The organism is Actinomycetospora aeridis (assembly GCF_037400275.1).
GTDB lineage: Bacteria > Actinomycetota > Actinomycetes > Mycobacteriales > Pseudonocardiaceae > Actinomycetospora > Actinomycetospora aeridis.
The window spans coordinates 699,279-713,557 of record NZ_JBBEGL010000003.1 but is presented as its reverse complement, the minus strand read 5'-3'; the positions used below and the strand labels follow the sequence as shown (position 1 = coordinate 713,557).

Annotated in this window: 14 protein-coding genes; 2 read left to right on the top strand and 12 right to left on the bottom strand. The window is 73.5% G+C overall.

The features are described 5' to 3' along the window. Window positions 1-15: 15 nt before the first annotated feature. The 9 genes from WCD41_RS13950 to WCD41_RS13910 all read right to left on the bottom strand — a co-directional run bounded on the left by WCD41_RS13950 (window position 16) and on the right by WCD41_RS13910 (window position 10,036). A complete protein-coding gene (locus tag WCD41_RS13950; RefSeq protein WP_337714015.1) occupies window positions 16-972 on the bottom strand; it encodes a LysR family transcriptional regulator in 957 nt (318 codons plus the stop codon). Between the two features lie 74 nt (window positions 973-1,046). Continuing rightward, window positions 1,047-1,892: a proteasome subunit alpha gene (prcA, locus tag WCD41_RS13945; protein ID WP_337714014.1), complete on the bottom strand. Its 846-nt coding sequence runs from the start codon at window positions 1,890-1,892 to the stop codon at window positions 1,047-1,049. 50 nt (window positions 1,893-1,942) lie between these two features. Next, window positions 1,943-2,776 (bottom strand): proteasome subunit beta, encoded by an 834-nt coding sequence (prcB, locus tag WCD41_RS13940; protein WP_337714013.1) that lies wholly within the window; start codon window positions 2,774-2,776, stop codon window positions 1,943-1,945. Window positions 2,777-2,906: 130 nt separating this feature from the next. After that, complete coding sequence (locus tag WCD41_RS13935) at window positions 2,907-3,101, bottom strand: ubiquitin-like protein Pup (RefSeq protein WP_337698589.1); 195 nt, start codon at window positions 3,099-3,101, stop codon at window positions 2,907-2,909. Between the two features lie 82 nt (window positions 3,102-3,183). Further along, window positions 3,184-4,701, bottom strand: a complete 1,518-nt coding sequence (dop, locus tag WCD41_RS13930) for a depupylase/deamidase Dop (RefSeq protein ID WP_337714012.1) — start codon at window positions 4,699-4,701, stop codon at window positions 3,184-3,186. Between the two features lie 9 nt (window positions 4,702-4,710). After that, window positions 4,711-5,976 (bottom strand): multidrug effflux MFS transporter, encoded by a 1,266-nt coding sequence (locus WCD41_RS13925; protein WP_337714011.1) that lies wholly within the window; start codon window positions 5,974-5,976, stop codon window positions 4,711-4,713. Continuing rightward, a complete protein-coding gene (locus WCD41_RS13920) occupies window positions 5,940-7,193 on the bottom strand; it encodes an esterase/lipase family protein (protein ID WP_337714010.1) in 1,254 nt (417 codons plus the stop codon). Before WCD41_RS13920 ends, WCD41_RS13925 begins: the two co-directional genes overlap by 37 nt. 37 nt (window positions 7,194-7,230) lie before the next feature. Beyond that, complete coding sequence (gene arc / locus WCD41_RS13915; RefSeq protein WP_337714009.1) at window positions 7,231-9,051, bottom strand: proteasome ATPase; 1,821 nt, start codon at window positions 9,049-9,051, stop codon at window positions 7,231-7,233. A gap of 157 nt (window positions 9,052-9,208) precedes the next feature. After that, entirely contained in the window at window positions 9,209-10,036 is an 828-nt protein-coding gene (locus tag WCD41_RS13910) for a tRNA (adenine-N1)-methyltransferase (RefSeq protein WP_337714231.1), read from the bottom strand. 313 nt (window positions 10,037-10,349) lie between these two features. Between WCD41_RS13910 and WCD41_RS13905 the strand changes: the two genes are divergently transcribed. Beyond that, the gene (locus WCD41_RS13905) at window positions 10,350-11,159 is read left to right on the top strand and encodes a RecB family exonuclease (RefSeq protein ID WP_337714008.1); all 810 of its coding nucleotides are present in this window, start codon (window positions 10,350-10,352) and stop codon (window positions 11,157-11,159) included. Between the two features lie 10 nt (window positions 11,160-11,169). Here the strand turns inward: WCD41_RS13905 and WCD41_RS13900 are convergent, their stop codons facing one another. Next, window positions 11,170-12,192 carry a hypothetical protein gene (locus WCD41_RS13900; RefSeq protein ID WP_337714007.1) on the bottom strand — a complete coding sequence of 341 codons (1,023 nt, stop codon included), beginning with the start codon at window positions 12,190-12,192 and terminating at the stop codon, window positions 11,170-11,172. A 40-nt stretch (window positions 12,193-12,232) separates the two neighbouring features. Here WCD41_RS13900 and WCD41_RS13895 point away from each other — a divergent pair, with 40 nt between their 5' ends. Further along, window positions 12,233-13,045: a thioesterase family protein gene (locus WCD41_RS13895; RefSeq protein WP_373695126.1), complete on the top strand. Its 813-nt coding sequence runs from the start codon at window positions 12,233-12,235 to the stop codon at window positions 13,043-13,045. Between the two features lie 12 nt (window positions 13,046-13,057). Here WCD41_RS13895 and hisG read toward each other — a convergent pair whose 3' ends face one another. Together hisG and WCD41_RS13885 are read right to left on the bottom strand one after the other, a co-directional pair. After that, on the bottom strand, window positions 13,058-13,954 hold the full coding sequence (gene hisG, locus WCD41_RS13890; RefSeq protein WP_337714006.1) for an ATP phosphoribosyltransferase: 897 nt from the start codon (window positions 13,952-13,954) through the stop codon (window positions 13,058-13,060). A 35-nt stretch (window positions 13,955-13,989) separates the two neighbouring features. Then, complete coding sequence (locus WCD41_RS13885) at window positions 13,990-14,253, bottom strand: phosphoribosyl-ATP diphosphatase (RefSeq protein ID WP_337714005.1); 264 nt, start codon at window positions 14,251-14,253, stop codon at window positions 13,990-13,992. Window positions 14,254-14,279 lie beyond the last annotated feature (26 nt).

Below are 14,279 nucleotides of genomic sequence, written 5' to 3'. Positions count from 1 at the left end.
GATGGCGGTGAGGAGTCAGACGGCGGCGCCCAGCTCGACGAGGAGCTCGCGCAGCCAGCGGTGGGCGGGGTCGCCGTCGAGGTCGGCGTGCCACCAGAGCCGCTCCCGGATCTCCGCCGCGGCCGGGGCGCGCTCGGAGGCCGGGCACTCGCGCACCACGAGACCGAGCCGCGGAGCGACCTCCCGCGCGAGCCGTTCCTGCAGCAGCGCCACGCGGTCGGTGCCGGCGACGAGGTGGGGCACCGCGAGGTAGCTCTCCACGCGCACGCGGGTGTCGGGCTCGATGCCGAGGCGGGCGAGCTCGCGGGTCATCGGCACCGCCGTCGAGAACCCGCGGTCGGGCGCGAACGGCACCACCCAGGGCAGGGCGGCGAGCACCGCCGGGGTGAGCTCGTCGTCCGCGGTGGGGTGCTCGGCGTCGAGCAGGAGGACCCAGCGGTCGCGGAAGAGCTCGACCGACCGCAGGTCCGGACGGTCGAACCGCGGCGACGGCGGCGCCACCACCCCGTCGATCAGCCGGCTCGTCTCGGCGATGTCGGCGGTGAACGCCTCCCGGACCAGCCGCAGCCGCAGCTCGACGCCGGGGGCGCGCGCCGCGAGCGCCGAGGAGAGCGCGCTCCCGAGCACCGCGATCGTGTAGTCGGCGAGCAGCAGCGTGAAGCCGCGTCGCGTCGAGGCAGGGTCGAACTGCCGGCCCGTGCCGAAGAGCCGCTCCGCGGCCGCGCACACGCCCTCGACCTGCTCGGCCAGCTGCGCGGCCAGCGGGGTGAGCACGTAGCTCCCGTTGTGCCGGGAGAGCAGCTCGTCGTCGAAGTGGCGGCGCAACCGGGAGAGCGCGGCGCTCGCGGCCGGCTGCGTGACCCCGACCCGCGCGGCCGCCCGCGTCACGTTGCGCTCGCGCAGCAGCTCGCGCAGCGACACCAGCAGGTTGAGGTCGAGGTTCGCCAGGTGTGACGACGACGGTGTCCGCACCCGCCCAGGGTGGTGTCCGCGGCGCTTGCGGCGGAAGGCCATCCGCGGCATCGATACCGCGGAGCCCGCCGCCGTCAGGCCTGCGGGTCGGCCCCGCCCGCGCCCGAGACCTCGTCGCCGGCGCCGGTGTCCCCGTCGCCCTCCCCCGCGCCCTCCCCTGCACCCTCGGCGGCGGCGCCGCCCGGGCCCGCGGCGTCGCCGGGCAACAGTGCGGCCAGCGCCGCCCCGGTGACACGGCGGAAGGCGCGGCGCGGGCGGCGCGCGCGGTCGAGCACGGCCACCTCGAGGGCGTCGACGCCCAGCGTGCGGTCCTCCGACGACGCGCCGCTCGCCCCCGAGCCGGACGACCCGTTCGCCGACTGCAGCGCCTCGAGCGCGATGCGCAGGGCGCCCTGCATGTCCAGGTCGGCCTCGTACGAGCTGCGCAGCGCCGCACTGATCGGCTCCGTCGTGCCGCCCATGACCACGTACCGCGGCTCGTCGGAGATCGAGCCGTCGTAGGTGATGCGGAAGAGCTTGTCGCGGTCCGGGGTCCCGCCGACCTCGGCCACGCAGAGCTCGACCTCGAAGGGCTTCTGCTGCTCGATGAAGCTGGCGCCGAGGATCTGGGCGTAGGCGTTGGCGAGCGAGCGGCCCGAGACGTCGCGGCGGTCGTAGGAGTAGCCGCGCACGTCGGCGTAGCGGATGCCGGCGGTGCGCAGGTTCTCGAACTCGTTGTACCGGCCGACCGCGGCGAACCCGAGCGAGTCGTAGATCTCCGAGACCTTGCGCAGGGAGTTCGACCGGTTCTCCGCCACGAACAGCACGCCGCCCGCGAAGGTCAGCACGACGACGCTGCGGCCCCGCGCGATGCCCTTGCGCGCGAGGTCCGAGCGGTCGCGCATCAGCTGGTCGACCGACGCGTAGAACGGCATCGTCATGGCGGGGAGCGCTCCTAGGTCTCGTGTCTAAGGGTGGGGGTGCGGCGCGGTCAGCCGCCGGGACGCTCGCGACGCCCGGCGATCACGGCGTCGGCGACCGCGCCGACCTCGTCGTCGCCCAGCATCGTCGCGCCCTCGGCGTCGATCGTCACCACGATGGGGTTGATGCCGCGGATGGTGTCCGGCCCGCCGGTGGCGGTGTCGTCGTCGGCCGCGTCGTAGAGGGCCTCGACGAGGGCGCGCACGACGTCGTCCTTCGAGCCCTGCGGGTCGTGGCGCTTCTTCAGCGACGACTTGGCGAACAGCGATCCGGAGCCGACGCCGGCGTAGTGGGTCTCCTCGTTGCGGCTGCCGACGACGTCGTAGGAGACGATCCGCCCGGCGCGGGCGGGGTCTCCTGCGTCGACGTCGAAGCCGACGAACAGCGGCACGAACGACAGGCCCTGCAGGGCGGCGCCGAGGTTGCCGCGCACCATGCCGGCGAGCTTGTTCGCCTTGCCGTCGAAGGTGAGCGGGACGCCCTCGATCTTCTCGTAGTGCTGCAGCTCGACGGTGAACAGCCGGACCGCCTCGACGGCCATCCCGGCGGTGCCCGCGATCCCGGCCGCCGACCAGTCGTCGGTGACGTAGACCTTCTGCATGTCGCGGGAGGAGATGAGGTTGCCCATCGTCGCGCGGCGGTCGCCGGCGATGGCGACGCCGCCCGCGAAGGTGGCCGCGACGATCGTCGTGCCGTGCGCGGCGGACGTCCCGGCCTGCTCGGCGGTCACCGTCGTGGCGCCCGCGCCGGGCAGCAGGTCGGGCCGGACCTCCCGCAGGAAGTCGACGAACGAGGCCGTCCCGGCGGAGAAGTAGGCCGGGGGCAGGGCCGACGAGGGCTCCATCGGTGGGGCGCTCCTAGGCAGCTGGAGGTGGTCGGGGGATGGAACACCGCCCCCGGGGCCCGGGGTGACCGGGCCACGGGGGCGGCGTGGTGTTCGTAGGCCGGACGGAGTACCTGACTCCGCCGGGAGGTTACTGGCCGCCCTTCTGGACGTACGCCCGGACGAAGTCCTCCGCGTTCTCCTCGAGCACGTCGTCGATCTCGTCGAGGATCGTGTCGACGTCCTCACCGAGCTTCTCGCGGCGCTCCTGGCCGGCAGCGGTGCTGTCCTCGCTGCCCTCGCCGTCGTCGCCCCCGCCCTGCCGCTGGGTCTGTTCCTGCGCCATGGCTAGCCTCCCGGGGTCTTTCCTCACATCGGGGTACTGCGCTTTCGAACCCTACAGATCGCGGGCGACATCTGCCCGGGAACTAACCCCGCGTGAGTGCCTCGACCAGCGCCGTGGCGTTCGCCGAGTTGTCGATGAGCTCGCCGACGTGCTTGCGGGTGCCGCGCAGGGGCTCCAGCGTCGGGATCCGCACCAGCGACTCGCGGCCCAGGTCGAAGATGACCGAGTCCCAGGACGCCGCGGCGACCTCGCCGGGGTAGCGCTCCAGGCAGCGGCCGCGGAAGTAGGCGCGGGTGTCCTCGGGCGGCTCGGTGACGGCCGCGCGGACCTCGTCCTCGCTGACCAGGCGCTTGATCGAGCCCCTGCTCACGAGCCGGTTGTAGAGGCCCTTGGCCTGCCGCACGTCGGCGTACTGCAGGTCGATGAGGTGCAGCTTCGGCGAGTCCCAGGGCAGGTTGTCGCGCTGCTGGTAGCCCTGCAGGAGGTTGAGCTTGGCCACCCAGTCGAGCCGGTCGGCACAGCGCAGCGGGTCGCTGCCGAGGTCGTCGAGGACCTGCTGCCAGGTGTCGAGCACCTCGCGGGTCATCGGGTCGATCTCGCCGTCGCCGGCGCTCTCCTCGTGCGCCCAGGCCCGCTCGAGGTAGGCGCGCTGGAGGTCCAGCGCCGTCATCCTGCGCCCGTCGGAGAGGTCGACGGTGGTCTTCAGGGTCGGGTCGTGGCTGATGCGGTGCACCGAGCGCACGGGCTCGAGCAGGCGCAGGTCGTCGAACCGGACGCCGGCCTCGATCATCGAGAGCACGAGCGCGGTGGTGCCGACCTTGAGGTACGTGGAGTACTCGGCGAGGGTCGCGTCGCCGATGATGACGTGCAGGCGGCGGTACTTGTCGGCGTCGGCGTGGGGCTCGTCGCGGGTGTTGATGATGCCGCGCTTGAGCGTCGTCTCCAGCCCGACCTCGACCTCGATGTAGTCCGCGCGCTGGGAGAGCTGGAACCCGGGCTCGTCGCCCGACGCCCCGAGCCCGACGCGGCCGGCCCCGCACACCACCTGGCGCGAGGCGAAGAACGGCGTCAGCCCGGTGATGATCGTCGGGAACGGGGTCTGGCGGGCGCAGAGGTAGTTCTCGTGGGAGCCGTAGCTCGCGCCCTTGTTGTCGATGTTGTTCTTGTAGAGCTGGATGCGCGGGGTGCCGGGGACCGTGGCCGCCCGCTCGGCGGCGTCCTCCATCACCCGCTCGCCCGCCTTGTCCCAGATCACGGCGTCGCGCGGGGTGGTCACCTCCGGCGCCGAGAACTCGGGGTGGGCGTGGTCGACGTAGAGGCGGGCCCCGTTGGTGAGGATGACGTTGGCGGCGCCGAGGTCGTCGAGGTCGCCGGCGTCGGGCGGCGGGCCCGCGCTCGGCCCCAGGTCGAAGCCTCGGGCGTCGCGCAGCGGCGACTCCACCTCGTAGTCCCAGCGGGCCCGCCGGGCACGGGGGACGTCGGCGGCCGCGGCGTAGGCCAGCACGATCTGGGTCGACGTGATCACCGGGTTCGCCGCCGGGTCGCCGGGGACGGAGATGCCGTACTCGATCTCGGTGCCCATGATGCGGCGCGCGGTCATGCCCCGACCCTAATTGTGCTGCGCGCCCTCGGCCCCCTCCGGCCCGCTGGTCGCGGACTGCGTGCCGCGCCACAGCACCGCGAAGGCCACGGCGCCCAAGAGGACCGCGCCGGCCATGGTGGCGGCCATCGGCACCGCCGAGCGGCTCCCGGCGAGCCCCACCAGCGGGGCCGTGCCCGCGCCGACGAGGAACTGCGAGGTCCCCAGCAGCGCCGACGCGCTCCCGGCGTGCTCGGGATGGTCGGCCAGCGCCAGCGTCGTCGCGCAGGGCAGCACGAATCCGACGCCGACGACGGTGAGCACGAGGCCGGCGAGCAGACCCACCAGGCCCGCGTCGAGCAGCGCCGAGACCAGCAGCACGCCGGTGCCGGTCAGCGCGACGACGAGCCCGACGACCAGGAGCCGCTCGGGACGCACCCGCCCCGAGCCCGCGAGACGCCCGGCGACCTGCACCGACGCGACGATCGCCACCGAGTTGGCCGCGAACACCCCGGAGAACGCCTGCGGCGAGAGGCCGTAGAGGTCCTGGAGCACGAACGTCGAGCCCGAGATGTAGGCGAACATCGCCGAGAAGACCAGCCCGGCGGTCAGGACGCAGGCGACGACCCGGCGGTCCCCCAGCAGCACGCGGAACGAGGCCGCGGTGGCCGCCGCGCTGCCCGCACGCCGGCGGGAGCGCGGCAGCGACTCGCGCACCGCCAGCAGCACCGCGACGCCCGCGAGTGCCCCGTACACCGCCAGCACCACGAAGACCCCGCGCCAGCTCGTCACGCGCAGCAGCTGACCGCCCAGGACCGGCGCGACGATCGGGGCGACGCCGGAGACCAGCATCAGCGTCGCGAAGGCCCGGGCCGACGTCGTCGCGTCGCTCGTGTCCCGGACGACCGCGCGCGCGACGACGATCCCGACCGCCCCGAGCAGCCCCTGGGCCAGCCGCAGCCCGATGAGCACCTCGACGTTCGGCGCCACCGCACAGAGCGCGGAAGCGACCGCGAAGCCGGCCGCCCCGATCATCATCGGGCGGCGCCGGCCCAGGACGTCGGAGAGCGGGCCGGCGACGAGCTGGCCCAGCGCGAGCCCCACGAGGCAGGAGGTCAGGGAGAGCTGGGTGACCGACGGCGAGGTCGCGAGGTCGGCGGTGAGGGCCGGCAGCGCGGGCAGGTAGGTGTCCAGCGACAGCGGGGCGGCCGCGGTGAGCGCGCCCAGCACCAGCAGCCGCGCCCGGTGGCCCCGTCGGCTCACTCCCGGGTCGGCTCGTCCTCCGCGCTCAGCCATCGCATCAGATGGTCGTGCACGTCCGGGTCGTTGAGCAGGTGGAAGTGGTGTGACGACGTCAACGGTTCGACGTCGGCGACGGCGCCGCCCGCCGAGTCGACGGGGACGAGCAGGTCGCCCAGGGCGTTCGCCAGCGGGTGGTCCGCCGAGCTGGTGACGCAGGCGGCGACGGCGTGGTGGGACGCGTGGGCCAGTAGCGGCACCTCGGTGTCCGAGACGCCGGCGACGAGGTCGCGGATGCCGGCGGAGCGGCGGTCGAGGAACTCGCCCCAGGTGCGGGAGCTCGACCACCGCGACAGCTGCGAGGCCAGCTGGTCGACCCGGTGGGCCAGGGGCGCGCCGCGGTGGGGCGAGCCGAGGTAGATCATCCGGCGGACGGCGCCGACCCACGGCTGCCCGGTCCGCACGGCGTGGTGGCAGGCGTGGCGCAGCACCAGCCCGCCCATGGAGTGGCCCACGAGGTCCAGGCGCGCCACCTCCTCGGGCCAGCGGTGGAACAGGTCGGTGAGCAGCAGCGAGAGCGCGCTGCCGTTGTCGGCGATGCGCAGCCCGCTGTTGTAGCGCAGGAGCAGCGGCGTCGCACCCGTCGCCGACGCGACGCGCTCGGCGTACCCCTCCCCCGCGCTGGCCTCGCCGTAGAGGCGCCAGGCGTGCTCGGTCTCGCCCAGTCCGTGGACGAACAGGACGAGCCGGCGCAGGTCGCGCTCGGGGTGGTCGGCGACGACGGCGCGCAGGGCCCCGGGATCGGCCGTGTCCCCCGGCAGCTCGTGGTGCTCCTCGTCGCCGTCGGGGCCGATCGTGGACGTGTAGAGCGCCATCGGGACGGCGAGGTCGTTGTCGAGGGCGACCATGTGGTCGCCCACCAGCCCGTTGACGGCGCCCGTGAGCACCGCGCCCGTGGGGTTGCCGGTGATCGGGCGCCACTCCCCGGGGCGCGCCAGCGCGGCGGCGGCCCCGACCCCTTGCCCGGCGAGGTGCGAGATGCCGCGCACGGCGGCGTAGACGCCGGTGCTGATGCCGTCGTGCACCACCTGCACCGGCTTCGACGCCGGCCCGAGCCCGACCCGGCGCAGGGCCCCGAAGACCGTGCCGGCGATCGCCTCGTGGGTGCCCTGCACGGGGCGCGACACGATGTCCACGGCCTCCGACGCGACACCGGCCGCCCCGCGGACCTCGTTGCGGTCCTGGCGGGACGGCCGGTGTGGCTGGTCGTTCATGCCCTACACGGTACCTGCAGTCACAGGTACCGGCTGGTCACAGGTACTGGCCGGTGTTCGACGCCGTGTCGATCTCCTTGCCCTGCGTCGCACCCTTGCCCGTGACGAGCGTGCGGATGTAGACGATCCGCTCGCCCTTCTTGCCCGAGATCCGGGCCCAGTCGTCCGGGTTGGTGGTGTTCGGCAGGTCCTCGGACTCGGCGAACTCGTCGACCACCGCGTCCAGCAGGTGCTGCACGCGCAGGCCCGGCTGGGAGCTCTCCAGCTGGGACTTGATGGCCGACTTCTTCGCCCGCCCGACGATGTTCTCGATGACCGCGCCGGAGTTGAAGTCCTTGAAGTACAGGACCTCCTTGTCCCCGTTGGCGTAGGTGACCTCGAGGAACCGGTTGTCGTCGGTCTCGGCGTACATCCGCTCGACGACCCGCTCGATCATGCCGTCGAGGCACGCCGCCCGGTTGCCGCCGAACTCCTCGATGTCGTCCTCGTGCAACGGCAGGCCGTCGATGAGGTACTTCGAGAAGATGTCCTGCGCCGCCTCGGCGTCGGGACGCTCGATCTTGATCTTCACGTCGAGCCGTCCCGGACGCAGGATCGCGGGGTCGATCATGTCCTCGCGGTTGGAGGCGCCGATGACGATGACGTTCTCGAGGCCCTCGACACCGTCGATCTCGCTCAGGAGCTGCGGGACGATCGTCGTCTCGACGTCGCTCGAGACACCGGAGCCGCGGGTGCGGAAGATCGAGTCCATCTCGTCGAAGAACACGATCACCGGAGTGCCCTCGGACGCCTTCTCGCGCGCCCGCTGGAAGATCATCCGGATGTGCCGCTCGGTCTCGCCGACGAACTTGTTGAGCAGCTCGGGGCCCTTGATGTTGAGGAAGTGCGCCTTGACGTCGCGGCTGTCCTCGCCGCGGGTCTCGGCGACCTTCTTCGCCAGCGAGTTCGCCACGGCCTTCGCGATCAGCGTCTTGCCGCAGCCGGGCGGGCCGTAGAGCAGCACGCCCTTCGGCGGGCGCAGCTGGTAGGTCCGGAAGAGGTCGGCGTGGAGGAACGGCAGCTCCACCGCGTCGCGGATGGAGTCGATCTGCCGGGTGAGCCCGCCGATGTCGGTGTAGGCGACGTCGGGGACCTCCTCGAGGACGAGCTCCTCGACCTCGGCCTTCGGCACCTTCTCGTACGCGTAGCCGACGCGGGTGTCGACCATCAGCGAGTCGCCGGGCTTGAGCTCCGGCGCGCCGTCGAGCAGCAGCGAGTCCGCGAGGTGGATCACCCGCTCCTCGTCGGCGTTCCCGATGATCAGGGCGCGGTTGCGCGTGCCGTCCTCGTCGGTGAGGACCTCGCGCAGGGCCACGACCTCGCCCACCCGCTCGTAGGTGCCCGCCTCGACGACGGTGAGCGCCTCGTTGAGCCGCAGCGACTGCCCGCGGGTCAGCTCGGCGACCTCGACCGCCGGGGACACGGCGACCCGCATCCGGCGACCCGAGGTGAACACGTCCACCGTGGAGTCCTCGTGCGCCTCGAGGAACACGCCGTAGCTCGACGGCGGCTGCGCGAGCCGGTCGACCTCCTCGCGGAGGGCCACGAGCTGTGCGCGGGCCTCCTTGAGGGTCTCCGTGAGCTTGTCGTTCCGCTCGGTCAGCTGCGAGACGCGCTGCTGTGCCTCGCCGAGACGCTGTTCGAGGATGCGCGCGTGCCGAGGGGATTCGGTCAACTTGCGACGCAACAGCGCGACCTCGTCCTCGAGGAAGCGCACCTGTGCTGCCATGTCCGCCGAGCCGCGGTCGTGTCGCTCGCCGCGGTCCCGGCCGCTGTCGGCCCTGTCGGATCGGCCCCTGGGGTCGTCGTCGTTCGTCACGGCGCCCTCCTCCGCTACTCCGTATCGCAAACCGTACCCGCGAACCGAGGTGTCCGTGGAGTAGCGTTCCGGTGACGGAGTTCTCACGCAGACCCCTTGCGTCACATCACCGAGGGTGATTCCTCCAGCACCCAGGAGCACCGGTGCTCACGCTCGGTCAGCCCCGGCTGGGGCGGCGCTGGACCCGCGGCGGCGTCACGCCGTCGGCGAGTCGCCGGGCGGTGAGCAGGAAGGCAGTGTGGGCGATCATGCGGTGCTCGGGGCGCACCGCGAGGCCCACCGCGTGCCAGGGGCGCACGATCGTCTCCCAGACCTGGGGCTCGGTCCAGCAGGCCTGCTCGCGCAGCGCCTCGGTCAGCGTCGAGAGCTGGGTCGTCGTCGCCACGTAGCCCACGAGCACGCCGCCGGGCACCACCGTCTCGCGGACGACCGGGAGCACCTCCCACGGCGCGAGCATGTCGAGCACGATCCGGTCCGCGGTCTCGTCGGGGTCGTGGTCGGCGAGGTCGCCGACCCGCAGATCCCAGTTCCCCGGGCGTTCCCCGTAGAAGCGCTCCACGTTCGCCACGGCGTGCTCGGCGTGGTCGGCGCGGATCTCGTAGGAGCGCACGTGCCCCGCCGGGCCGACCGCGCGCAGCAGGCTGCAGGTCAGCGCGCCCGAGCCCGCACCGGCCTCGAGCACCCGCGCGCCGGGGAAGACGTCGCCCCACATGAGGATCTGCGCGGCGTCCTTGGGGTAGATCACCTGCGCGCCGCGCGGCATGGCCAGCACGTAGTCGGGCAGCAGGGGGCGCAGGGCGAGGTACGGGGTGTTGGCCGCGGAGAGCACGACGCTGCCCTCGGGGGCACCGATGAGCTTGTCGTGGTCGATCGCCCCGCGGTGCGTGTGGTAGCTCTGGCCGCGCTCGAGCACGAGGCTGAAGTGCCGGCCCTTCGGGTCGGTGAGCTGCACCCGGTCGCCGGGACGGAACGGGCCGCTGCGCACGGGCCCGCGCTCTTCGTCCAGTTCCTCGCTCCGCACGACGGTCCACCCTAGGAGCCGCTGCTCCGGCGCCTCCCGGGTGGTGGGCGCGACGCCGGCGTCACCCGGGTCGGGCGGGCCGGGTGGCGGCGAGAGGCACGTTCGGCAGGCCCCGAGGCCCGTTGATCATGCGCAAGGTGCCGCTCGCAGCGCGTCGAGGCCGGTGATCGCTCCTGCTGCTCCAGCGGGTCCACATCGCCCCGGAGGAGCACCCGCGGCGATCACCGGGCCGTCCGGACGGGCGCCGGTGTCGGGGTGCTGACCTAGCCTCGGACCCGTGAGCACGGAGGCCGAGGTGACGACGGTGGAGACGCCGCGCCCGCCCGCGCTGTCCCCGTCCCGCGCGGTCGACTTCCGGCGCTGCGCCCTGCTCTACCGCTTCCGGGCGGTCGACCGCCTGCCCGAGACGCCGTCGCCCGGGGCGCTGCGGGGCACGGTGGTGCACGCGGTGCTCGAGCGCCTGCACGCCCTCGAGCCCGGGGACCGCCGGCCCGACGCCGCCCGGGCGCTCGCGCAGGACGTGCTGGGCGAGCTCGACGCCGACGACCGCGCGCTGCTCGGCGAGGAGCCGGGGGTCGACGCGCTGCTCGCGCGCTACTTCGCCCTCGAGGACCCGCGCGGCGTCGTCTCCGAGGCCCGCGAGCTGCGGGTCGAGGCCGAGCTCCCCGACGGCACCCCGCTGCGCGGCCACCTCGACCGCCTCGACGTGGGTCCGGGCGGCGGGCCGAACGGGCTCACGGTGGTCGACTACAAGAGCGGGCGCTCGCCGTCGCTGCGCACCGAGGGCCCGATGATGTTCGGGGTGCGCTTCTACGCGCTGCTGCTGGCCCGCACGCGGGGGGTGGTGCCGACGCTGCGCCTGCTGCACCTCGCCGACACCACCTCGCTCACCCTGCGGCCCCGGGCCGACGAGCTCGAGCGCTTCGCCGGCGTGCTCCGCGCCGTGTGGGCCGCGATCCTGCGCGCCGCGCCGACCGGCGACTTCCGCCCGAACCCCGGCCCCGGCTGCGCCTTCTGCGCGTTCAAGCCGCTCTGCCCCGCCTGGGACGGCACGCCGCCGGACTACCCCGGCTGGCCCGGCGGCTGACCCGCACGGATCAGCAGCCCGGCGGCGCCCCGCCGGTGCCGTCGGGGAAGGGCAGCGCGCAGGGAACGCGGCGCGGGGTGCCGAGCGCTCCGCCGCCCGGGGTCTCCGGCGCGCTGTTGGTGACGATGTGCAGCGAGGCGAACAGCCGCACCATCTGGGGCGAGTCGATGTTCGGGATCTCCTCCTCCGCGCCCGCCTGGGCGTTGAGGGCGTTCGTCGGCGGCCCGCCGGTCGAGTCGACCGCGTAGGCGCCGTAGTCACGGAACGCCTCGGCGATCTTGAGGGTGTCCTTCTCCGTGATCCAGCTGAGGTCGGCGTCCGGCGGGAGCGCGAACATCGTCCCGAGGTTCACGCGCGGGTCGTCCCCGCGGTACGCCTCGCGGAACGCGCCGTCGGCCTTCATCGCGGGCCACCGGAACCCGTTGCCCTCGGGACTGCAGCTCAGCGTGCAGTTGAGGTTGATCTTGAGGGCGTGCCGGAGCGGGGCGGGCGAGGGCATCTCCCCGACGCGGATCGTCCCGCCGATCCCCGAGAGGTTGGACCCGCCGTGGCACCCCAGTCGCCCGTCGCCGCGCAGCGACACCGGGGCGTAGGTGTAGTCCCACGAGGGCGTGCCCCCGGGCTCCAGCTCCAGGGGCTGCCCCGCGACGACCGTCTCGGCGTCGGGGGTGTCGGCGAGGAACGTCGAGCAGTTGTTGAACGACCCGTCCGCGGCGAGACGCGGGTCGACGCGCACCCGCGGACCGCCGTTGTCGGACTCCAGGTCCCGGACGGGCGCGGACGGGTCGACGCTGATGTTCTCGATGTCGAGGTAGATGTCCCGGGCCCGCGTGCTGAACGGCGCGTACTGCGCGGAGGCCGCCAGCGGCAGGTTCCACACGGAGTCCCAGGCGAAGGGGTGAGCACGCAGGTCGCGCGACGGCCCTCGATAGGGTTCCGGGGCCGTCGTGCCGGCCGGTCGGACCGCGACCACCACGCCCGTCACGGCGAGCGCCGCGATCAGCACCGCGAGCACCACCCGTGCTGTCGTCACCCGTCCCGCCCTTCCCCCGCCGGCGAGCCTAGGAGGCGATGTGACCACGACGGTGACCGACCCGTTCTTCCGCCCGCGCCCGCCGGCCCCGGACGACCCGCCGGGCGCCGAGCGCGTGCTGGCGACGGGCTCGACGGCCGGACCGTGGTTCCCGGACGGCCAGCACATGGGCCCGCCGAGCGCGCTGCTGGTCCGGGCGCTGGAGCGGTGCGCGCCGCGCGAGGAGATGCTGCTCTCGCGACTCACCGTCGAGGTCCTGGGGCGCGTGCCGATGGGCGAGCTCACCGTCACGGCCCGGGTCGAGCGGCCCGGGCGGACGATCGAGCTGGTCGTCGCCGAGCTCGCCGCGGCGGGCCGGGCGGTCGCGCGCGCCACCGGGTGGCGCCTCGCCGTCGAGGACACCGCCGCCGCCGCGACCGCGCCCGGCCCGACGATGCCCGGTCCCCAGGAAGGCCGGATCATCCCGACCCCGGAGGGCTGGCTGCCCGGCTACCTCGACGCCGTCGACTGGCGCTGGCTGACCGGCCACCTGGGCGAGTCCGGGCCGGGGCGGGCGTGGGGCCGGCTGCGGGTGCCGGTGGTGGAGGACGAGGAGCCGACGCCGTGGCAGTGCCTCGCGGCCGTCGCCGACTCCACCAACGGGGCGGCGGCCCGGCTCGACCTCAACCGGTGGCTCTTCGTCAACACCGACCTGACGCTGCACCTGCACCGCGCCCCGCGGGGGGCCTGGGTCGGGCTCGACGCGGACAGCGTCATCGGACCCGAGGGGCTGGGCACCGCGTTCGCGGTGGTGCACGACGAGCACGGCCCGGTCGGGCGCGCCGCCCAGGCCCTCACGGTGCGGCCCCGCTGAGGAGGCCGGACCTCAGTGCGCCCCGTTGGCCGAGCCGATGGCGCGACACGACTGCAGCGACGAGGTCACGATGCCCGTGGCGCCCAGGTCGGCGAGCTCGTCCATGATGTCGTTGACCCGCTTGCGCTCCACCATCGAGCGGACCGCGACGAACTTCTCGTTCGACAGCGGCGCGACGGTGGGCGACTCGATGCCGGGGGTCAGCGCCACGGCGCGCTCGAGGAGGCCGACCGGGCAGTCGTAGTCGAGCATGACGTAGCGGCGGGCGTAGACCACGCCGCGCAGGCGCTCGACGAACCGGTTCTTCGACTTCTCGGTGTCCGGGCTGTCGGGGACCTGGTCGAACTTGGCGTTGCGGTCGATGATCACCGCCTCGGACTCGGTGATCGGGTCGCCGAGCACCACGAGACCGTGCTGGGCGAGGGTGCGGCCGGAGCTCACGACGTCGGCGATGGCGTCGGCCACGCCCAGCTCGATCGAGATCTCGACGGCGCCGTCGAGGCGGATGACGTCCTTCGCCGCGATCCGCTGCTGCGCGAGGTTGGCCCGCACCAGCCGGGGGTACGAGGTGGCGATCCGCTTGCCCGCCAGGTCCTGGAGGGTCCACTCGTTGCGGGAGGGCGCGGCGTAGCGGAACTTCGACTGCCCGAACCCGAGCCGCAGCAGCTGGTTCACCGAGGCGCTGGACTCCTCGGTGAGGTCGTGCCCGGTGATGCCGAGGTGCAGCTGGCCCTCGGAGACGTAGGTCGCGATGTCCTTCGGGCGGAGATAGAAGAACGTGACCCCGTTGGCCTCGTCGTGGAGGCTCAGGTCGCGGCTGTCCGCCCGTTGCCGGTAGCCGGCGTCGCGCAGCATCGTCGACGCCTCCTCGGCCAGGGATCCCTTGTTGGGAACGGCGACGCGGAGCATGGGGTCCTTCTCCTCCTGACACCCGCGGGTGTCGACTACAGGTGCTTGTAGACCTCGGCGAGGGTCAACCCGCGCTCGAGCATGATGACCTGGACGCGGTAGAGCAGCTGGGAGATCTCCTCGGCCAGCTTGTCGTCGGTCTCGTACTCGGCCGCGATCCACACCTCGCCGGCCTCCTCGAGCACCTTCTTGCCCTGCGCGTGCACCCCGGCATCCAGTGCTGCCACGGTCCCCGACCCCTCGGGTCGGTCCCGGGCCTTGACGGTCAGCTCGTCGAAGAGCTCGTCGAACGTCTTCACGTCGAGCCATCGTCGCACGGAGCCAT